We start from the raw sequence: 18,510 nt of genomic DNA on the forward strand, positions 1-18,510 counted from the left end.
CGCCTGTGCTCTCTGTACACGACCTCGAATTGAGAGTCGGTGCACGCCTTCTTATGGACGAGGTTAGTTTTCGCGTCGACCGCGGAGACAAGATTGGCCTCGTCGGCCGCAACGGAGCGGGCAAGACAACACTGACAAAGACCCTCGCCGGCGAGCTTCAGCCGGCCGGCGGCACCATCGATCGCACGGGAGAGATCGGGTACCTCCCGCAGGATCCACGTTCCGGCAATCCGACGGACCTGGCGCGGACGCGCATCCTCGACGCTCGCGGTCTCGGCCAGCTGCTGCTCGGCATGGACGAGTCCATGCAGGACATGGCCAGCACCGACCCCAAAATCAGCGCCGCGGCAATGAAGAAGTACGGCAATCTCGAGGAGCGATTCGTCGCCCTCGGCGGGTACGCCGCCGAAGCCGAGGCGGCATCGATCGCGAGCAACCTCAGCTTGCCCGATCGCATCCTCGACCAGCCGTTGTCGACCCTGTCGGGTGGCCAGCGTCGCCGTATCGAGCTTGCCCGCATTCTCTTCAGCGGCGCAGACACAATGCTCCTCGACGAACCGACCAACCACCTCGATGCCGACTCTGTTATCTGGTTGCGCGAGTTCCTGAAAAACTTCTCCGGCGGGCTGATTGTGATCACTCACGATGTCGATCTCGTTGAAGAGACGGTGAACAAGGTTTTCTACCTGGACGCGAACCGCCAGACGATCGACCAGTACAACATGGGGTGGAAGAACTACCACCGCCAGCGTGCCGCGGACGAAGAACGCCGCAAGAAGGAACGCGCCAACGCCGAGAAGAAGGCTGGCGTGCTCACGATGCAGGCCGCTAAATTCGGGGCGAAAGCGTCGAAGGCTGCCGCCGCCCACCAGATGGTCGCGCGTGCGGAGAAGTTGCTTTCCGGGCTCGACGAGGTGCGTGCCGTGGAGCGTGTCGCAAAACTCCGGTTCCCCGACCCCGCTCCCTGCGGTCGTACACCGCTGATGGCGACCAACCTCAGCAAGAGCTACGGCTCGCTCGAGATCTTTACCGCGGTCGACCTCGCCATCGACCGCGGCTCGAAAGTGGTCATTCTCGGCTTCAACGGTGCCGGCAAGACGACGCTGTTGCGCATGCTCGCTGGAGTGGATGAGCCAGACACGGGTCAGATCGAACCTGGCCACGGTTTGCGTATCGGGTACTACGCCCAGGAGCACGAAACAATCGACGTAAAGCGCACTGTGATCCAGAACATGGTCTCATCGTCGCCGAACATCAACGAGATGGAAGCGCGACGCGTTCTCGGATCCTTCCTCTTTACGGGCGACGACGGAGACAAACTCGCCGGTGTTCTCTCCGGTGGTGAGAAAACGCGACTGGCCCTGGCCATGATTGTCGTGTCCGGCGCTAACGTCCTGCTCCTCGACGAACCGACCAACAACCTTGATCCCGCCAGCCGCGAGGAGATCCTCGGCGCGTTGTCGACCTACACCGGTGCGGTCGTACTGGTAAGCCACGACGAGGGTGCCGTCGAGGCACTGAACCCCGACCGCGTGCTCATCCTCCCCGACGGTGTGGAAGACCACTGGAACAAGGAATACGCAGAGCTGATCAGCCTGGCCTGAGCACTGCCGCACCGACGCTGCGCTGATTTCCCCCGGGGACTCAGCGCAGAGCTGCGTTAACTATCTCGTCCTCGACATCGTTGTCACTCGGCGGCTTGGCGCGGGCCCTGCGTTCGCGCTCTGCGGCACGCTCCTGCTCCTCGGGATCGTCGGCGTTGAGCAGCCGGTACTCGGTGCGCAGGGCGTACCCGAGGCCAAAAAATCCGAAGAGCGCAAAGACCAGCCACTGGAACGCGTAGGACAGATGGGGACCCTCGTCATTGTCGGGGCGGATGGCTGCGGCCGGACGGGCGTCTGCGGGAGCAGGCGTCTCTGCCTCCAGGAGGCCATAGGCACCGGTATAGACGTTGCCGCCCACCAGGTCAGCGACCGTGGGCAAGTTGATCGTCGAAACCTGTCCCTCCGGGGCGGATCGGCCGCGCAGGTTGGGCTCTCCGGGTTTGAGCCGGGCGGTAACCGTCACTTCCCCGGAGGGAGGAGCGGGCACGAAGTCCGGGCTGTCCTGTTCCTCGCCGGTGGGAACCCAGCCACGATCGACAATGAATGTGCGTCCGTCGTCGAGACGCAGGGGAGTGAGTACCTCGAAACCTGGTCGCCCGCCGTAGGGTCGGGAGCGCACGAGCAGCTGGTCCTCATCGAGATAGGTGCCGGTCATCTCGACGGGCGTCCATTCCTGGGTGTCCTCGAATGCCTCGGTGTCGGCGAGGACGTCGGCGAGGGCGACCGGGTCGGCGTCGTAGTTCTGCTCGACCTTGGCGATCTCCGCCAATGCGTCCTCCCGGCGGGCGAACTGCCAATGGCTGAGCAACACGCAGGCGATAGCGAACACGATGGCGAAACCGAGGTATCCGAACCAGCGTCGACCGAACGCAAACCTCCAACGCCGCATCAGGGGCCGTCCGGGGCGGGGGCGTCGATTCCGTCCGGCACCGAGGCGAGCTGGGCTCCCACGACGTCGACGGCAACCGGGAAGTTTCGTGCGAGCAGAAATTCGCGCAGAAAGTCGCGATGCTCATCGCAGGCGAGCCAGACCTTGACCCGGTCCCGCGAATGGATCTTCGGGTTTCGCCAATTGATGGAGGATGTCGCGGGTGCGCCGCATCCCGCGCGCGAGCATCGCGGCTCTGCGATCTGATCGCCGAACCCAATCACTCGCCGTCTCCCGGCGGCGTGGGCTGCGCGTAGCGGACGATGCTTCCTGGGCGGGCGACGACCGTTCGCTCATCCGGCGCAATCGTGTTCGCGAGCACGACGGCGATGTACGGCAAAACGATTGCTGCAACCAGAAGCGCCACCAGCCACCATCCCTGCACGACGAAGCACAGCATGAAGCAGACCAGACGCACGCCCATCGCCACGCTGTATTTGACCACGCGGGAGCGTCGTTCCTGATCCGGGGACGGCGGAAGGGACGTGATCGACTGTTGCGGTTGCTTTTTCATCTGCACGCACAAGCCTACGACGCGTAGCTGGGACATTAGGCTTATTGCTCATGACTACTCCCCGCACCATTCTTGTCACCGGAGGCAACCGCGGCATCGGTTTCGCCATCGCCACCGAATTCCTCGCTCTCGGCCACCGCGTCGCGGTCACCGCCCGCTCCGGAGAGGGTCCTGCCGGGTCACTGACCGTGCGTGCCGACGTAACGGACGCCGGGTCGATCGATGCCGCGTTCACCGCGGTAGAGGCCGAATACGGACCGGTAGAAGTCGTTGTCGCCAACGCCGGGATGACGCGCGACATGCTGATGATGCGGATGACGGATGACGACTTCACTTCAGTCATCGACACGAACCTCAGCGGCGCGTTCCGCGTGGTCAAACGGGCGTCCAAGGGAATGCTCAAGGCGCGCTTCGGCCGCATCATCCTCGTGTCCAGCGTTGTCGGGCTGCTCGGATCCGCGGGTCAGGTGAACTACTCGGCGTCGAAAAGCGGACTCGTCGGACTCGCCCGATCCGTCACCCGCGAGCTTGGCGCACGAGGCATCACCGCGAACGTCGTCGCGCCAGGATTCATCGAGACCGATATGACGGCCGAGTTGCCCGAGGCCCAGCAGGCCGACTATAAGAAGTCGATCCCCGCCGGTCGATTTGCAACGGCGGCCGAGGTCGCCAAGGTGATCGTATGGCTAGCCAGCGACGACGCGGGATACATCTCCGGGGCCGTGATCCCCGTCGATGGTGGTTTGGGGATGGGGCACTAGCCGCGCAGGCCCAGCAGCGGTAGCACCTGACTCAGGTCGCGAACGGTGAGCACCAGGTCAGCCCGGTCGCGCACCGGCGGCTTTGCGTCGAAGCCTACGGACAGTCCGGCGAGCTCCATCATGCGAAGATCGTTCGCGCCGTCGCCCACCGCGACGGTCGAGCCCAGGCTCACCCCGCAGTCGGTGGACCATTCACGTAGCGCGTCAGCCTTCGCGTCCGCGTCGATGATCGGTCCGACGAGTCCACCGGTGAGACGCCCGTCCACGACCTCAAGCCGGTTTGCTCGCCAGTAATCCAGACCGAGTTCTTCGGCGAGCGGCTCGACTATCTCGGCGAAGCCGCCGGATACGACGGCAACCCGCCCGCCGGCGGCGTGAACGCCCGCAATCATCTCGGGGACGCCGGCAGTCACCCGAACGCGTGTGCGCACCTCGGCAAACACCGCCTCGGATAAACCCGCGAGAGTCGCGACACGCGATCTCAGGCTTTCCTCGAAGTCGAGCTCACCGTTCATAGCGCGGGCCGTAATAGCGGCCACCTCGTCGAGCGACCCAGCCCCTTCGGCCAGCAACTCGATCACCTCATCTTCAACAAGGGTGGAGTCGACGTCGAGGATAACAAGGAAGCGGGCCATGGTGGGGAGCCTTTCGGCGCAGGGTGTTGACGGGTGATTCCCGGGGTTCGCCACGCGCGCGACGGTCCTACGAGACGTGAACTCCCTTGCCCACAACGGTGATGCCGCTGTCGGTGACCGTGAATCCACGGGCGCGATCCAGGTCCGCGTCGACGCCCACGCTGGCGCCCTCCGCGACGACCACGTCCTTATCCAGAATAGCCCTCCGCACCGTAGCGTTCGGCGCGATACGCACCCGCTCGAAGATCACGGAATCGACCACGCTAGCGCCGGAATCCACCACACACCACGGTCCTACGACGCTGCGTTCCAAGTGGGCGCCGGAAATGAGCGTGCCCAGCGAGACGATCGAGTCGATAGTCGTACCCAAATTGCCCTTCGCGTCGCGCACGAACTTGGCCGGCGGGGAGTTGAGCTGCTGGCTGAAGATGGGCCAGGCGCGGTTGTACAGGTTGAAGATCGGCAGGGCCGAGATGAGGTCCTGGTGCGCGTCGAAGAAGGAGTCGATCGTTCCGACATCGCGCCAGTAGTACTTGTCCCGATCCGTCGATCCCGGCACATCATTGTGATTCAGGTCGTAGACGCCAGCCTCGCCCCGCGATACAAAGTCGGGAACGATATCCCCACCCATGTCGTGGTCGGAGTCGACGTTCTCGCCATCCCGGATCACGGCGTCCATCAGGATGTCGGCGTTGAAGACGTAGTTACCCATCGAGGCGAGCACCTCGTTGGGGGAGTCCGCCAGACCGACCGCGTCTTTGGGCTTCTCGAGGAACGCCTTGATGCGGTTCGGGTCGTCCGGGTCGAGCTCGATCACGCCGAACTGGTCGGCCAGCGACAGGGGCTGACGGATCGCGGCGACCGTGACGCCTGCGCCTGACTTGATGTGCGCCTCGATCATTTGAGCGAAGTCCATCCGGTACACGTGGTCTGCGCCGACCACAACGACGATGTCGGGCTTTTCGTCGCGCAGCAGGTTCAGCGACTGCAGGATTGCGTCCGCCGAACCGCTGAACCACCGCTTGCCCAGGCGCTGTTGCGCTGGAACGGAGGCGATGTACGAGTTCAGCAAGCCGCTCATGTGCCAGGTCTGCGTGATGTGCCGGTCGAGGCTGTGTGACTTGTACTGCGTCAGCACCACGATCTGGTTGAGCCCGGAGTTGATGAGGTTGCTCAGTGCGAAGTCGATGAGCCGGTACCCACCGCCGAACGGAACCGCGGGCTTTGCGCGATCCGCGGTGAGCGGCATAAGCCGCTTACCTTCTCCACCAGCAAGGACAATGCCGAAAATCTTCTTTGACGCCATAGGTACAGCGTATGGGACCGAGCGGTCCTCGACTAGCGTCTCGCCAGCGGGTCGGGGCTGTACTAGCGTCTATCCCATGCGAGTAGACGTTATAAGCCGGGAATATCCACCAGAGGTATATGGCGGGGCCGGTGTCCACGTTGCTGAACTCGTGCGGGCCATGCGCGACGACGTTGACGTCGTTGTGCGCGCGTTCGGCAAACCGCGTGACGAGCCTGGCGTTTTTTCGTACGGCCCACTGTCGGAACTGTCGGGGGCCAACCCCGCGCTGTCCACCCTCGGCGTCGACCTGCAAATAGCGCAGGATGTCGCTGGTGCCGACGTCGTGCACTCCCACACCTGGTATGCCAACGCGGCGGGCCACGTGGCATCGCTTCTCCACGGCATTCCGCACGTGGTCACCGCTCACAGTCTCGAACCGCTTCGTCCGTGGAAAGCTGAGCAGCTCGGCGGCGGGTACCGCGTGTCGAGCTGGATCGAGTCGACCGCTTTCGCCGGGGCAGCGAAGGTGATCGCCGTCAGCCATGGCATGCGCCGTGACATCCTGCGAAGCTACCCATTCCTCGACGAGGACAAGGTGACGGTCGTGCACAACGGCATCGATCTCGAACGCTGGAAGCCTCTGGATGACCTGCAGACGGTGCGCGCCCTCGGCATCGACCCCGACCGGCCGTCGATTGTGTTTGTCGGCAGGATCACCCGCCAGAAGGGCTTGCCGTACCTGCTTCGTGCCGCCGCTCTGCTGCCGCCGGAGGTGCAGCTGGTGCTCTGCGCGGGCGCTCCCGATACCCCGGAGATTCTGGCCGAGGTCGAGGCGGGAGTCGCGGCGCTGCGTGAACAACGCTCTGGTGTCGTCTGGATTGATCGCATTCTCAGCCAGCCCGAGTTGTCTGCCGTGCTCACCCAGGCAACCGCTTTCGTCTGTCCGTCGGTTTACGAACCGCTCGGGATCGTCAATCTGGAAGCGATGGCCTGTGGCGTCGCGGTCGTGGGAACGGCGACCGGAGGAATTCCCGAGGTTGTTGACGACGGTGTAACCGGTCGGCTGGTACCGATCGAGCAATTGCAGGATGGCACGGGGACCCCAATCGATCCGGAAAAGTTCGTGGCGGATCTCGCACGGATTCTCACGGAAGTAGTTTCTGACCCCGCCGCGGCGAAAGTGATGGGGGCTGCCGGTCGACGCAGGGCGGAGACTGAGTTCGGGTGGGAGCGCATAGCCGTGCGTACGCGAGAAATCTACGCTTCCCTGCTCTAAGCTGGGGTCATCATGGCCAGCGTTCTCCAGCTCACTGACGTCTCCGTCGTACGCGACGGCACCACCATCCTCGACAACCTCACCTGGACCGTCGACAGCTCCGAGCGGTGGGTGATTCTCGGGCCGAACGGCGCGGGTAAAACCACGCTGTTGCAGGTCGCTGCGGCCCTGATCCACCCAAGTTCGGGCAAGGCCCAGATTCTCGACGACACCCTCGGGCGCGTCGACGTCTTTGAGCTGCGTCCGCGAATTGGTTTCGCCTCCTCGGCGATGGCGAAGCGCATCCCCGCCTCGGAGACCGTGCTCAACGTGGTGATGACGGCGGCGTGGTCGGTGACGGGTCGCTGGAACGAAAGCTACGAAGACATCGACGTGCGTCGTGCGGAGCGTGTGCTTGCGGAGTGGAAGCTCGACAGCCTGGCCGAGCGTCGGTTCGGGTCGTTGAGCGACGGTGAGCAAAAGCGTGTGCAGATCGCTCGCGCGGTCATGACTGACCCCGAGATCCTGCTCCTCGACGAGCCTGCAGCCAGCCTTGACCTTGGCGCGCGCGAGGAACTCATCCACCTGCTGGGCGGTTACGCCAGCGCGGAAGAGGCGCCCGGCATCGTCATGGTCACCCACCACGTCGAGGAGATTCCGCCGGGCTTCACTCATGCCCTATTGCTCGTTCACGGCGGCATCTACGCGGCCGGGCCCATCGGCGAGGTGCTGACCGCCGAGAAGCTCACCGGCGCATTCGGCGTCGAGCTTGAGGTCAGCAGCGATAACGGACGGTTCACCGCGCGTTCTCCGCACTGACCGGCCCCACGCAGTGAGGTCTGACCCCGCGGCCAGCTGCCGCGGTGGCTCGAGTGCCGGCGGCGTCCCGGGTACTGCCCGCGACACGCCCCACGGCGTCGACTGCCTGTTCTCCAGGTACATCTGGTAGGCTTCTGATTCGTCTGGGCGCATATCGCGCGTCGTCGACATAATTTTATTGTCTAAACCTGACTATCCAATCCTGAAAACAACAAACCAAGGATCCACCATGAAGTCTGATACCCACCCCGCGTACGCGCCGATCGTGTTCCGCGACCTCGCCTCTGGTGCGACCTTCCTGACGCGCTCGACCGTGACCAGCCAGAAGACCATCGAGCTGGATGGCGAGACCTACCCGGTCATCGACGTCGAGATCTCGTCTGAGTCGCACCCGTTCTACACGGGCAAGCAGCGCATCATGGACTCCGCCGGCCGTGTCGAGAAGTTCAACTCGCGCTACAAGGGCTTCGGCAAGTAGTCCGAACCCACCCACGCTCCACAAAGAAGGCGACCAGCTGAGGCTGGTCGCCTTTTTCTCTGCCAGCAAGCCCGGCGGGAACCAGACCGGTAGTCGATCGGCTGGTGGCTACGGGTTCCTTCGTCGAGCGGACAACTGTCTACGCAGCATCCCATCGACAGGCCACTCCCGTCGGTTGTCGGCCCAAAGTAGGTCGATTGCTGTCCCGTCGGCATGCGGAGTTAGCGCCACGGCTCGACAACTGGCCGCTCGGTAAGACGGCGTCCGCGCGGACCGCACGATCCTAAGACCGGACACGTCACTCTGCCGGCGCGGAGAGCTATGCCCGAGGTCAGTCAGTGGCAATGCGGCGCATCGTGCCTGAGGCGCGTCACCCAACCGGGCGGGAGGGGGTCAGCGCTGCGGCCAGGCCTGTGATGCGCTGAATCCGGGGTCGCGGGTACGGCGCATGTAGTCCTCGAAGCTGGCGGCCTGCTCGGCGAACCAGCCGATTTGCAGAAGATGCAGCTGGGCCGGTTCGATAGCGATCTCGTCCCTGTAGCGGTGTGCGATCGCCTGGGCGACTCGTCCGGCAGCAACCGCATCCGCGGCCGCGTCATGCGCGTCGGTCAGGTCGACGCCGTAGTAAAGCGCAGCGACTTCGAGGGTGCGCTTGCCTTTGCGATAGCGATCGACGGCCTTGTCGAGGACGAGCGGGTCGATCACGGGGGAGGGGTCGGCCAAGGGGACGACGCCGTGGCGGAGCGCCTCACGGTTGAGGAGGCTGAGGTCATAGGGAGCGTTGTAGATCGTGATGGGGATGTCGCGCGCGACGAGCGAGTTCAGGGCCGCAACTATCTCGGCGACGACCTCGCCCGCCGGACGGCCTTCCGCGCGTGCGCGCTCGGTGCTGATGCCGTGTACCGCCGTGGCTTGTTCGGGAATCTCGATGCCTGGGTCGGCCAGCCAGTCCCACCGCTCGACGAGCGCACCGGTCGAGTCCAGGATGCCGACGTGTGCCGACACAATGCGGCTGGTCTCAATGTCGATGCCGGTCGTTTCGAGATCGAATACGCCGAGTCGCTCACACCAGACAGGAACGGCGACGGCGTCGATAACCACCGCGTCGATAACCACTGCCTCGAGAACCACCGCGTCGATAACCACTGGCTCGACGAGAGCAGTTTCGACAACCGCTGACTCAACCGTCGCCGGCTCGTCCAACACTGAAAGGTCTTCGTCGAGCGAGAACAGGGGAACCGAGGTGGTCGCGTCGAGTGCAGTCATGCCTTCACCCTAGGGGCAGCATGCGACACCGCTTCGGAGGCACGCGCGTGCCTCCGAAGCGAGGCTATGCCCGCCCGCCGGTGAAGTGGCTGTCTCCGACGTGGAGCCAGTAGAAGCTGTGGGTTCCGAGCGTCAGCGTGAGGGACCCATCATCCGCCACTGTGGGAAATTGGCTCCCACCGAAGAGATCGAACAGCTTGGCCCCGCCGAGGTCCTCGGTGTCGATTTCGACAGAAACCGGGTTGTGCGCGAAGCTGAACACACACAGGATCTTCTCGGCAGAGTCGCCGAACTGAGTGCCCGAGCCTTCGTACTCCCGCACGAACGCGAGCACCGACTCGTGGTTCGTCTTGAGCACCCGCAACGTTCCCAACCCGAAGGTGGGGTGTGCTTTGCGAATGTGGATGACGTTACGCACCCAGTGCAGCAGCGATCGCGACTGCGCCAGCTGGCTCTCGACGTTCACCAGGTTGTAGTTGTAGACCAGCGACTGAACCACGGGCAGATAGAGCTTGCCAGGGTCTGCGGAGGAGAAGCCCGCGTTGCGGTCCGGAGTCCACTGCATCGGGGTACGGGAGCTGTCGCGGTCGGGCAGCCAGATGTTGTCGCCCATGCCGATCTCGTCCCCGTAGTACAGGAACGGGCTGCCCTTCAGCGCGAAGAGAAGCGCGTGGGCGAGCTCGAGCTCTGCGCGCGAGTTGTCGAGGAGGGGAGCCAGCCTGCGCCGGATGCCGATGTTGGAGCGCATCCGCGGGTCGTACGCGTACCAGCCGTACATCGCCTGGCGGTACTCCTCGCTGACCATCTCGAGGGTGAGCTCGTCGTGGTTGCGGAGGAACACGCCCCAGCCGGCGCCGTCCGGCACCTCGGTGGCCTCCGACAGGATGCGGATGAGTTCCCCGGCCTGCTGGGAGCGAAGCGAGTAGAAGATGCGGGGCATGACGGGGAAGTCGAAGGCCATGTGGCATTCGGGTTCCTCGTTTGTGCCGAAAAACTGCACGACTTCCTGGGGCCACTGGTTGGCTTCGGCGATGAGGACGCGGCCGGGGTAATCACGGTCGACCATCGCGCGCATTTCGCGGATGAACTGGTGGGTCTCCGGCTCGCCCTCACCGTTGCCCTCTTCCGTTTCGAACAGGTACGGGATCGCATCGAGACGAATCCCGTCGACACCCATCTCCATCCAGAACCGCACGATGTCGAGCACTTCCTGGCGTACAGCCGGGTTCTCGAAGTTCAGGTCGGGCTGGTGGGAGAAGAACCGGTGGAAGAAGAACTGGCGGCGGACCGGGTCGAACGTCCAGTTCGACTCCTCCGTGTCGACGAAGATGACGCGGATGTTCTCGTACTTCTTGTCGGTGTCGCTCCACACGTAGTAGTCGCCGTACGGGCCTTCCGGGTCTTCCCTGGACTGCTGGAACCAGTCGTGGGCGTCGGAGGTGTGGTTCAGCGGGTAGTCGATGACGATGCGCATGTTGCGCTCGTGCGCCTTGGTGACGAGATCCTTGAATTCATCCACCGTTCCGAAATCGGGCAGGATCGTGCGGAAATCCGACACGTCGTAGCCACCGTCGCGCAGGGGGGAGTTGTAGATCGGCGGAAGCCAGAGAGCGTCAACACCGAGCCACTGCAGGTAGTCAAGCCGTGAGATGAGTCCGCTGAGGTCGCCTGAGCCGTCGCCGTTACTGTCGACGAAACTCCGCACCATTACTTCGTAGAAGACGGCTCTGCGGTGCCACTGGGGATCCAGTGCGAGCCCGGGTAGTTGGATGGGTGCGGTGAAGGACACTGCGCTCCTTTCGAGCGTGCGGCGGGCAAACTCCGGCACAGCCGGGCAACACTTACCGAGTCTAGGTGGCCCGCGCATTTTTCCCCGGTCGGCGCTGCCTAGAATCTATAGAAATGGTTGCCTTCTCTCCCTACGCGTCTCTCCTGGCCGAAGTCCCCCTGCGCGAAGGCGAGGTCTCGGTGCTGGGCAGCCACACCCGCTATTGGGATTACGGGCCGGTGGATGCCGCGGTCACCGTCATCGCCGTGCATGGTTTCCGTGGCGAACACCACGGGCTCGATCCGATCGTTGCCCATCTGCGGGGCATTCGCGTTCTCAGTCCCGACCTGCCGGGGTTCGGAGAATCCACCCCGATGACGGGAGCCGAGCACAGCATTGCCGGGTACTCGTCGTGGCTGCGCGGCTTTGTGGAGGCGCTGCACCTCGCGGACCAGCCGGTCATCCTCGGCCATTCCTTCGGCTCGATCGTGACCTCCGCAGCTGTGGCCGACGGCTTGCAGACGCCGCGGCTGATCCTGATCAATCCAATCGCCGCGCCCGCGCTGTCTGGCCCGAAGGCAGTGCTCACCTGGTTGACGGTGCAGTACTACCGGGTCGCCGCCGCTCTGCCGGAACGGGTCGGATACGCGTTGCTGAGCAATTGGCTCATCGTGCGTTTCACCAGCGTGGTGATGGTGACCACGAAGGATCCTGCCCTTCGCCGCTGGATTCACTCGCAGCATCAGACCTACTTCAGCCGTTTCTCGGATCGGGCGACGGTTCTTGCGGGCTTCGACGCCTCGGTCACCAGCGACGTCAGCATGGCCGCCGGCCGCATCGCGGTGCCCACGCTGCTCATCGCGGCAGACCACGACCCGATCACCAGTGTGCGCGCCCTGCACCGGCTCGCCGGCCTCTTCGCGGACGCCCGGCTGGTGATGTTCGAAGACGTCGGCCACCTGATCCACTACGAGCGCCCGCTGGAGGCCGCAACGGAAATTGTGGCGTTCCTCGGCAGTGGTCAGGTAGCGACCGAGAGCGCGCGGCCCACCGCGGGTGGTTCCCAGCGGCCAGCCGGAAGCACCCTGTGAAGATTCTCTTCGACTGCCGGTACACCCGTTTGGAGCGGCACGACGGCATCAGCCGCTACACCGCCGGCCTGGTGACCGCCCTCAGCGAGCTGCATCCATTGACGATGATGATCAGCGACCGCCGCCAGCTCACGATGCTTCCGGATCTGCCCTGGGTGATGGGCCCGTCGCCCACGGGCGTCACCGAACCGCTCGCGTCGCTAATGATCAACAAGTTCACCCCCGACGTGGTCTTCACCCCGATGCAGACGTTGGGTCCCTGGGGTCGCAGGTTCGGTCTGGTCTCCACGGTGCACGACCTGATCTATTACTCGAACCCCACGCCCCCGCGCAATTTGTCCTGGCCGATTCGCCTGGTCTGGCGCCTGTACCACCTCAGCTGGGCACCACAGCGCCTGCTCCTGCGCAGCGCGGACGAACACGTCGCGGTATCAGAGACGACTCGGCAGTTGATGCTGCGCCACCGGCTCACTCCTCACGCCATCACGATTGTCTCGGACGCCGTCGAGACTCCCGAGTCTGTGCGCGACGAACCCCCAACCGGCCGCGATCTGGTCTACATGGGTTCCTTCATGCCCTACAAAAACGTCGAGCTTCTGATGCGGGCGATGCACCTGCTTCCCGGCTACCACCTGCACCTGCTCAGCCGGGCGAGTGACGCCGACCAGCAGCGCCTCGCGGTGCTCGCGCCCGCGGGGAGCGTCACCTTCCACGGCGGGGTCACCGACGCCAGGTACCAAGAACTGTTGTTGTCGGCAACCGCGCTGGTGACCGCGTCGCGCGCCGAGGGCTTCGGACTGCCGCTCGTGGAGTCGATGGCGCTCGGCACCCCGGTGGTCGTCAGCGACATCCCGGTGTTCCGCGAGATCGGCGGAGACGCAGCGGGGTATTTCGACCCCGAGTCACCGAGCTCGTTTGCGAGCGCTGTGCGTGCGCTTGAAGACGAGGCAGAGTGGATGTCGCGGTCGCGCCGTTCGGTCCAGCAAGCACAGCCGTATAGCTGGGAGCACTCGGCTCACGCTCTGCTGCAGGTACTCCGGCGTGTCGTAGCCACGCGCGCAACCGAAAAGTAGCCCGCGGGCTCAGGCGCCGGCAGAACTGACTGCGTCGCGCGACTCGAGAGCGTTCTGCTGCTCGATGTCGTCCGTGCCGCAGGCAAGCGACAGCTCGTCGATCGGATCGTCGAATGCGATCAGCTCCAGCGACCCGTCGGCGATGCGCACGCTGTGGATCGATCCGTTGGTGATCGTTCCGTGCGCATTGTCCGGTTCGATCGCGCTCAACACCGCGCGAATCACCCCGCCGTGGCTTACGACGATGACGTTCTCACCCGGGTGCTCGGCAGCGATGCTGAGCAGCGCGGGAACGACCCGCTCCATCACCTCGTCCCGGCTCTCCCGACCGGGAACTTCCTCGCCGTCCGGAAACCGGGTGTCGACCTCCCGGTGATCGAGGCCCTCCGCTGCGCCGTAGCCGCGCTCGACGAGGGTGTCCCGGGTGGTGGGCGCGGCGAGGCCGGTCTCGCGGGCGATGATGCTCGCCGTCTCGTAGGCCCGGGAGAGCGGGCTGGAGATGATTGCGTCCCACTCGCGGCGGGCGAGCAGTGCACCGGTGGTGGCTGCCTGGGCCCGTCCGGTGTCGTTGAGTGGAATGTCCGTGCTGCCCTGGATGCGGCGCGCGCGGTTCCAATCGGTCTCACCGTGGCGAACGAGGTAGAGGTTGGTCATCGCGCGATCCTTTTCGGGGAACGTCGCCGGCGGGCCTCGGTGCTCGTGTTCAGCTCTCGAGTCGCTGCCGCAGTTCGGTCAGCGTTTCGGACGTTCCCGCATCGATCTTAACCGACGCGCGCGAGTCGCCCTTGGTCACCCCTCGGTTGATGATCACGATCGGGAGTTTGCGGCGGATGGCTTGCTCGAGCAGGCGGATGCCGGAGTTCACCACGAGCGATGACCCCGCAACGACCAGGGCGTTCGCCGAGGACACCAGAGCGCTGGCTTCGGAGAACTTTTCCTTGGGGATGAACTCTCCGAAGAACACGATGTCGGGCTTCAGCGTGCCCTCGCAGACCGTGCATTCGGGGATCACAAAGCGGCCGACATCCCTGATTTCGACGTCGCCGTCTGGTCCGAGAGCGGATGCATCGGGCTCGGCCAACCAGGGGTTCGACTGGGCGATTCTCAGCGAGATGTCGGTGCGCGCGTAGAGCTGGCCGCAGCGCAGGCACCGCACGCGGTCCATCGTGCCGTGCAGGTCGACGACCCGACGCGATCCGGCGCGCAAGTGCAATCCGTCGACGTTCTGGGTGATCACGCCGTTGACGTGACCGGCGAGCTCGAGATCGTAGAGCGCCCTGTGGCCTTCGTTCGGGCGCGCAGCGTCGAAGCGCTCCCAGCCGAGTTGGCTGCCCGCCCAATACCGCTTGCGATAGTCGAGGTCGGCCAAAAACTGCTGGAAGGTCATCGGAGTGCGCACGGGCGCGCCCTCGCCGCGGTAATCGGGGATACCCGAGTCGGTGCTGACGCCGGCGCCGGTGAGCACCGCGATCCTGCGGTCACGCAACAGCGCCACCGCTGCGTCGACCTGATCGCTGACGAGAGGGGAAATCGTTGCGGCCGTGGGAGTGACGGGATGCGTCATCCGAACTCCTTTGAGTGTGTCGAGGTGCGACCCCCAGCTTAAGCCCGCGAATTTTCCGATATGTTTCCGGGGGCTGGAAGTGTTGCTCCGCCTACGCACAATCGGAAGCTGTTCAGATGCACCTCGTACCCGTGACCGACCTGTCCGACGAGGGACTCGCCGACTACTCTCGCCTCACCGATGTATCACTGCGGCGGGTGTCGGAGCCCGCGGGCGGACTGTACATCGCAGAGTCGAGCAAGGTGATCCAGCGCGCTCTTGCCGCAGGTCACCAGCCGCGATCGGTGTTGCTTCAGGAGAAGTGGCTCCCAGAAATGGCGGCGATCCTGGCCGACTTCGACGGCCCGATTTACGTCGGAGAGTCCGCGCTCCTCGAGAAACTCACGGGGTATCACATGCACCGGGGCGCACTCGCCGCGATGCACCGGCCGCCGCTGCGCTCGGTTGCCGACGTTGTGGCGGGCGCACGACGAATTGTTGTGCTCGAGGACATCGTCGACCACACCAATGTGGGCGCGATATTTCGCTCCGTCGCGGGTCTCGGGGCGGATGCCGTGTTGATCACCCCTCGCTGTGCCGACCCGCTCTATCGCCGCAGCGTTCGGGTCAGCATGGGCACGGTTCTGCAGGTCCCGTGGACGCGTCTGCCCGACTGGCCGGAGGCAGCGGACGTGCTGAAGAACCTCGGTTTTCACCTTGCGGCGCTCGCTCTCGATGACACCGCCGTGGAGCTCGACACGTTCGTTGCGAGCGCGCCCGAGCGAGTCGCCCTGCTTCTCGGAACCGAGGGAGACGGACTCAGCCGGGATGCCCAGCGCCTCGCAGACACCATCGTGACGATTCCGATGCTGCACGGCGTCGATTCACTGAACGTCGCGTCGGCCAGCGCTGTCGCGCTGTATGCCCTCAGCCCCCAGCGTCGCGGGTGACGTCGCCCCGGATCATCCGCCTCGTTGATCGATCTGCCAGAAGCGTGAACTGTGGGCTGGCTATCATGGCCGAGTGCCTTCTCCAGAACACCCGCTGAACCGCAAGAAGATCTACCGTCGTCGGCGTACCGTCCTTTTCAGTACCGCAGTGGTGGTGCTTGCCGCGGGTGTGTACCTTCCGACCACGCTCCTTGCACCGCTCGAGGTGGTCTCTGCCGAGCTCGCCACGTACACTCCACCCGTCGCGGCGGCGGCGCAGGTCGCCGTGCCGGCCTACGGGGCCAGCGGAATTGCGATGGTCGGCACCGAGGGATTGCTCGCATCCGGCGGAAACACCGCACCCCTGCCGATCGCGTCGGTTACGAAGGTCGTCACCGCGCTCGTGGTGCTGAACGCGAAACCCCTGGCGTCGGGCGAGGAGGGCGAGGACATCGCTTTCACTTCCGCAGACGTGCAGATTTACAACGACTACCTGGCCGACAACGGCAGCGTGAAGCCGGTGGCGGCGGGCGAGGTGCTGACGCAGCGCGAGGTGCTTGAACTGATGCTCGTCGGGTCCGCGAACAATTACGCCCGGTCGCTGGTGAACTGGGCGTTCGGTTCTGAAGCCGAGTACGCCGCTGCCGCGGCAACGTGGCTGACCGAGCATGGCATGACGTCGACATCGATTGTCGACTCGACGGGAATGTCCCCGCTGAACACCAGCACTCCGACCGACCTCGTTGCCCTCGGCGGACTCGCCCTGGCGGATCCGACCGTCGCCGAGATCGTGTCACAGAAGAGCGTGACGGTGCCGGATGTCGGGTCGCTGAGCAACACCAACAGCCTGCTGGGAGTGGACGGCATCGACGGCATCAAAACCGGCACCCTGGATGAGGCCGGAGCTTGCCTGTTGTTCTCCGCGGATGTACTCGTGGAGGACCAGACGGTCACCCTCGTGGGCGTTGTGCTGGGTGGCGAGGATCACGACACCATTGACGCAGCGGTGCGGGAGCTCATTTCTGGAGTGATCTCCGGGTTCCACAAGGTAACGCTGACCACGGCGGGGGAGAGTTTCGGCGCGTACTCGACGGCGTGGGGCGAAACCACGACCGCCGTTGCCAGCGAGGACAGCTCCGTCGTTGTGTGGTCCGACACGCCCGTAACCGCGACGGTTGCCACCGATCCGATTACGGTCGTCACGGAGGGCAGCAATGTGGGAACGGTGACCTTTGTGGCCGGAAGTCAGCAGGTATCCGTTCCGTTGACCGCGACGACGACGATCGAAGACCCCGGGGCCTGGTGGCGCATCACCCATCCTGAGGAACTTTTCTAACCAGAGATTCCCAGTTTTTCGCTTTATGCTGAACACATCTACACCGAGCATCCGCTCCCTCCCACGGCTGGGAAGTCGACCCAAATTTCAGGGGTATCGTGTCGAGCTTGAATCCCGCCGCGCCAGCGCCACGCATCATCAAGACCGGACAACGGGGGCTCACCAATCCCACCTCGGAGTTCTCAGCCCTGCTGAGCACCATTCGTGAGGCCGGACTGCTGCACCGCACGCGGACGTTCTACATCATCAACTTCGCTGTGATCACGCTCGCCATGGCCGGAGCCTGGGTCGGATTCGCACTCCTCGGCGACAGCTGGTTCCAGCTGATAATCGCGGGCGTTCTCGGCGTTCTGTTCACCCAGTACGCTTTCGTGGCCCACGAGGCCGCGCACCGCCAAGTCTTCACCTCCGGTAAGGCGAACGACACCGCCGGCAGGATTGTCGCCGACTTGCTCGTGGGCATCAGCTACTCATGGTGGATGACGAAGCACACGCGCCATCACGCGAACCCGAACACCGTCGGCAAAGACCCCGACATCGAGCCCGACTTCATCATCTTCCAGGAGGAGCACGCCCGCGGCCTCAAGGGCGTCACAAAGTTGATCGCCCAGCGCCAGGGCTGGATCTTTTTCCCCGCGCTCACGCTGGAGGGATTCAACCTCCACATGCAGGCGTTCAAGACGGTCTTCAGCCCGGGCAAGGTCGACAAGCGCTGGCTGGAAATCACTCTGCTGCTCGTACGCAACATCGGGTACATCGCCGTCATCTTCGCGTTCCTGCCCGTCGGAATGGCCTTTGCCTTCATCGGAGTGCAGCTCGCCGTCTTCGGTGTCTACATGGGCGCATCGTTCGCCCCGAACCACAAGGGAATGCCCCAGATCGCCAAGGACAGCCGCGTCGACTTTCTCCGTCGCCAGGTGCTCACCAGCCGCAACATCCGGGGTGGCTTCGGCATGAACATCTTTATGGGTGGCCTCAACTACCAGATCGAGCACCACCTGTTCCCGAGCATGCCCCGGCCGCACCTGCGTCGCGCTGGCAACATTGTGCGCGAGTACTGCGAAGCCAAGGGAATCCTGTACACCCAGGCCAGCCTGCTGGAGTCCTACGGAATCGTGATCGCGTACCTCAACCGTGTTGGCCTGGCCGCGCGTGATCCGTTCGACTGCCCCGCCGCTTCCGGGTTCGGTCGCTAGCAGGTCCTCGCCGCTCGTTGGACGGC

19 protein-coding genes are annotated in these 18,510 nt (G+C 64.4%); 10 read left to right on the forward strand and 9 right to left on the reverse strand.

Annotated features, from left to right (window positions below):
* The first annotated feature begins 5 nt into the window (after positions 1–5).
* Positions 6–1,604: an ABC-F family ATP-binding cassette domain-containing protein gene (locus B0I08_RS02900; protein WP_106210008.1), complete on the forward strand. Its 1,599-nt coding sequence runs from the start codon at positions 6–8 to the stop codon at positions 1,602–1,604.
* Between the two features lie 40 nt (positions 1,605–1,644).
* On the opposite strand, the gene B0I08_RS02905 is transcribed toward B0I08_RS02900, so the two are convergent.
* The 3 genes from B0I08_RS02905 to B0I08_RS02915 are packed head-to-tail and all read right to left on the reverse strand — an operon-like array spanning position 1,645 to position 3,046.
* A complete protein-coding gene (locus B0I08_RS02905) occupies positions 1,645–2,493 on the reverse strand; it encodes an SURF1 family cytochrome oxidase biogenesis protein (protein WP_106209598.1) in 849 nt (282 codons plus the stop codon).
* Positions 2,493–2,756, reverse strand: coding sequence for a hypothetical protein (locus B0I08_RS02910; protein WP_106209600.1), 264 nt, complete (start codon positions 2,754–2,756; stop codon positions 2,493–2,495). The genes B0I08_RS02905 and B0I08_RS02910 overlap by 1 nt, the downstream gene beginning before the upstream one ends.
* Positions 2,753–3,046 carry a DUF3099 domain-containing protein gene (locus tag B0I08_RS02915; RefSeq protein ID WP_106210010.1) on the reverse strand — a complete coding sequence of 98 codons (294 nt, stop codon included), beginning with the start codon at positions 3,044–3,046 and terminating at the stop codon, positions 2,753–2,755. The genes B0I08_RS02910 and B0I08_RS02915 overlap by 4 nt, the downstream gene beginning before the upstream one ends.
* 50 nt (positions 3,047–3,096) lie before the next feature.
* On the opposite strand from B0I08_RS02915, the gene fabG reads away from it, so the two are divergent.
* Entirely contained in the window at positions 3,097–3,807 is a 711-nt protein-coding gene (fabG, locus tag B0I08_RS02920) for a 3-oxoacyl-ACP reductase FabG (RefSeq protein ID WP_106209602.1), read from the forward strand.
* Here the strand turns inward: fabG and serB are convergent.
* A complete protein-coding gene (gene serB / locus B0I08_RS02925) occupies positions 3,804–4,442 on the reverse strand; it encodes a phosphoserine phosphatase SerB (RefSeq protein WP_106209604.1) in 639 nt (212 codons plus the stop codon). The two genes, fabG and serB, sit on opposite strands and share 4 nt — an antisense overlap.
* A gap of 67 nt (positions 4,443–4,509) precedes the next feature.
* Complete coding sequence (locus B0I08_RS02930) at positions 4,510–5,748, reverse strand: glucose-1-phosphate adenylyltransferase (protein ID WP_106209606.1); 1,239 nt, start codon at positions 5,746–5,748, stop codon at positions 4,510–4,512.
* 76 nt (positions 5,749–5,824) lie between these two features.
* On the opposite strand from B0I08_RS02930, the gene glgA reads away from it, so the two are divergent.
* The 3 genes from glgA to B0I08_RS02945 all read left to right on the forward strand — a co-directional run bounded on the left by glgA (position 5,825) and on the right by B0I08_RS02945 (position 8,282).
* Positions 5,825–7,006, forward strand: a complete 1,182-nt coding sequence (glgA, locus tag B0I08_RS02935; protein WP_106209608.1) for a glycogen synthase — start codon at positions 5,825–5,827, stop codon at positions 7,004–7,006.
* A gap of 12 nt (positions 7,007–7,018) precedes the next feature.
* Entirely contained in the window at positions 7,019–7,804 is a 786-nt protein-coding gene (locus B0I08_RS02940) for an ABC transporter ATP-binding protein (RefSeq protein ID WP_106209610.1), read from the forward strand.
* Positions 7,805–8,033: 229 nt separating this feature from the next.
* Positions 8,034–8,282: a type B 50S ribosomal protein L31 gene (locus tag B0I08_RS02945; RefSeq protein ID WP_106209612.1), complete on the forward strand. Its 249-nt coding sequence runs from the start codon at positions 8,034–8,036 to the stop codon at positions 8,280–8,282.
* 393 nt (positions 8,283–8,675) lie between these two features.
* On the opposite strand, the gene B0I08_RS02950 is transcribed toward B0I08_RS02945, so the two are convergent.
* Both B0I08_RS02950 and treS read right to left on the reverse strand, forming a co-directional pair.
* Positions 8,676–9,548: an exonuclease domain-containing protein gene (locus B0I08_RS02950; protein ID WP_106209614.1), complete on the reverse strand. Its 873-nt coding sequence runs from the start codon at positions 9,546–9,548 to the stop codon at positions 8,676–8,678.
* A gap of 64 nt (positions 9,549–9,612) precedes the next feature.
* Positions 9,613–11,337 carry a maltose alpha-D-glucosyltransferase gene (gene treS / locus B0I08_RS02955; protein ID WP_106209616.1) on the reverse strand — a complete coding sequence of 575 codons (1,725 nt, stop codon included), beginning with the start codon at positions 11,335–11,337 and terminating at the stop codon, positions 9,613–9,615.
* A gap of 113 nt (positions 11,338–11,450) precedes the next feature.
* Between treS and B0I08_RS02960 the strand changes: the two genes are divergently transcribed.
* Complete coding sequence (locus B0I08_RS02960) at positions 11,451–12,407, forward strand: alpha/beta fold hydrolase (protein WP_106209618.1); 957 nt, start codon at positions 11,451–11,453, stop codon at positions 12,405–12,407.
* Positions 12,404–13,480, forward strand: a complete 1,077-nt coding sequence (locus B0I08_RS02965; protein WP_106209620.1) for a glycosyltransferase family 4 protein — start codon at positions 12,404–12,406, stop codon at positions 13,478–13,480. Before B0I08_RS02960 ends, B0I08_RS02965 begins: the two co-directional genes overlap by 4 nt.
* A gap of 9 nt (positions 13,481–13,489) precedes the next feature.
* On the opposite strand, the gene B0I08_RS02970 is transcribed toward B0I08_RS02965, so the two are convergent.
* Both B0I08_RS02970 and B0I08_RS02975 read right to left on the reverse strand, forming a co-directional pair.
* On the reverse strand, positions 13,490–14,134 hold the full coding sequence (locus B0I08_RS02970; protein WP_106209622.1) for a histidine phosphatase family protein: 645 nt from the start codon (positions 14,132–14,134) through the stop codon (positions 13,490–13,492).
* A 49-nt stretch (positions 14,135–14,183) separates the two neighbouring features.
* The gene (locus B0I08_RS02975) at positions 14,184–15,044 is read right to left on the reverse strand and encodes a Sir2 family NAD-dependent protein deacetylase (protein ID WP_106209624.1); all 861 of its coding nucleotides are present in this window, start codon (positions 15,042–15,044) and stop codon (positions 14,184–14,186) included.
* Positions 15,045–15,160: 116 nt separating this feature from the next.
* Here B0I08_RS02975 and B0I08_RS02980 point away from each other — a divergent pair, with 116 nt between their 5' ends.
* The 3 genes from B0I08_RS02980 (at position 15,161) to B0I08_RS02990 (ending at position 18,484) form a co-directional block, all read left to right on the forward strand.
* Positions 15,161–15,973, forward strand: coding sequence for a TrmH family RNA methyltransferase (locus tag B0I08_RS02980; protein ID WP_106209626.1), 813 nt, complete (start codon positions 15,161–15,163; stop codon positions 15,971–15,973).
* A 73-nt stretch (positions 15,974–16,046) separates the two neighbouring features.
* A complete protein-coding gene (locus B0I08_RS02985; RefSeq protein WP_106209627.1) occupies positions 16,047–17,288 on the forward strand; it encodes a D-alanyl-D-alanine carboxypeptidase family protein in 1,242 nt (413 codons plus the stop codon).
* A 98-nt stretch (positions 17,289–17,386) separates the two neighbouring features.
* Positions 17,387–18,484: a fatty acid desaturase family protein gene (locus tag B0I08_RS02990; protein ID WP_106209629.1), complete on the forward strand. Its 1,098-nt coding sequence runs from the start codon at positions 17,387–17,389 to the stop codon at positions 18,482–18,484.
* The last annotated feature ends 26 nt before the right edge of the window (positions 18,485–18,510 follow it).

The organism is Glaciihabitans tibetensis (assembly GCF_003003265.1).
In the GTDB taxonomy this organism is placed as follows: Bacteria; Actinomycetota; Actinomycetes; order Actinomycetales; family Microbacteriaceae; genus Glaciihabitans; species Glaciihabitans tibetensis.

What these genes read in the sequence shown, in the direction of transcription:
- B0I08_RS02915 (WP_106210010.1), bottom strand. Translation starts at nt 3,046, where the DNA reads ATGAAAAAGCAACCGCAACAGTCGATCACGTCCCTTCCGCCGTCCCCG.
- B0I08_RS02930 (WP_106209606.1), bottom strand. Translation starts at nt 5,748, where the DNA reads ATGGCGTCAAAGAAGATTTTCGGCATTGTCCTTGCTGGTGGAGAAGGT.
- glgA (WP_106209608.1), top strand. Translation starts at nt 5,825, where the DNA reads ATGCGAGTAGACGTTATAAGCCGGGAATATCCACCAGAGGTATATGGC.
- fabG (WP_106209602.1), top strand. Translation starts at nt 3,097, where the DNA reads ATGACTACTCCCCGCACCATTCTTGTCACCGGAGGCAACCGCGGCATC.
- B0I08_RS02970 (WP_106209622.1), bottom strand. Translation starts at nt 14,134, where the DNA reads ATGACCAACCTCTACCTCGTTCGCCACGGTGAGACCGATTGGAACCGC.
- serB (WP_106209604.1), bottom strand. Translation starts at nt 4,442, where the DNA reads ATGGCCCGCTTCCTTGTTATCCTCGACGTCGACTCCACCCTTGTTGAA.
- B0I08_RS02980 (WP_106209626.1), top strand. Translation starts at nt 15,161, where the DNA reads ATGCACCTCGTACCCGTGACCGACCTGTCCGACGAGGGACTCGCCGAC.
- B0I08_RS02975 (WP_106209624.1), bottom strand. Translation starts at nt 15,044, where the DNA reads ATGACGCATCCCGTCACTCCCACGGCCGCAACGATTTCCCCTCTCGTC.
- B0I08_RS02960 (WP_106209618.1), top strand. Translation starts at nt 11,451, where the DNA reads ATGGTTGCCTTCTCTCCCTACGCGTCTCTCCTGGCCGAAGTCCCCCTG.
- B0I08_RS02945 (WP_106209612.1), top strand. Translation starts at nt 8,034, where the DNA reads ATGAAGTCTGATACCCACCCCGCGTACGCGCCGATCGTGTTCCGCGAC.
- B0I08_RS02905 (WP_106209598.1), bottom strand. Translation starts at nt 2,493, where the DNA reads ATGCGGCGTTGGAGGTTTGCGTTCGGTCGACGCTGGTTCGGATACCTC.
- B0I08_RS02950 (WP_106209614.1), bottom strand. Translation starts at nt 9,548, where the DNA reads ATGACTGCACTCGACGCGACCACCTCGGTTCCCCTGTTCTCGCTCGAC.
- B0I08_RS02940 (WP_106209610.1), top strand. Translation starts at nt 7,019, where the DNA reads ATGGCCAGCGTTCTCCAGCTCACTGACGTCTCCGTCGTACGCGACGGC.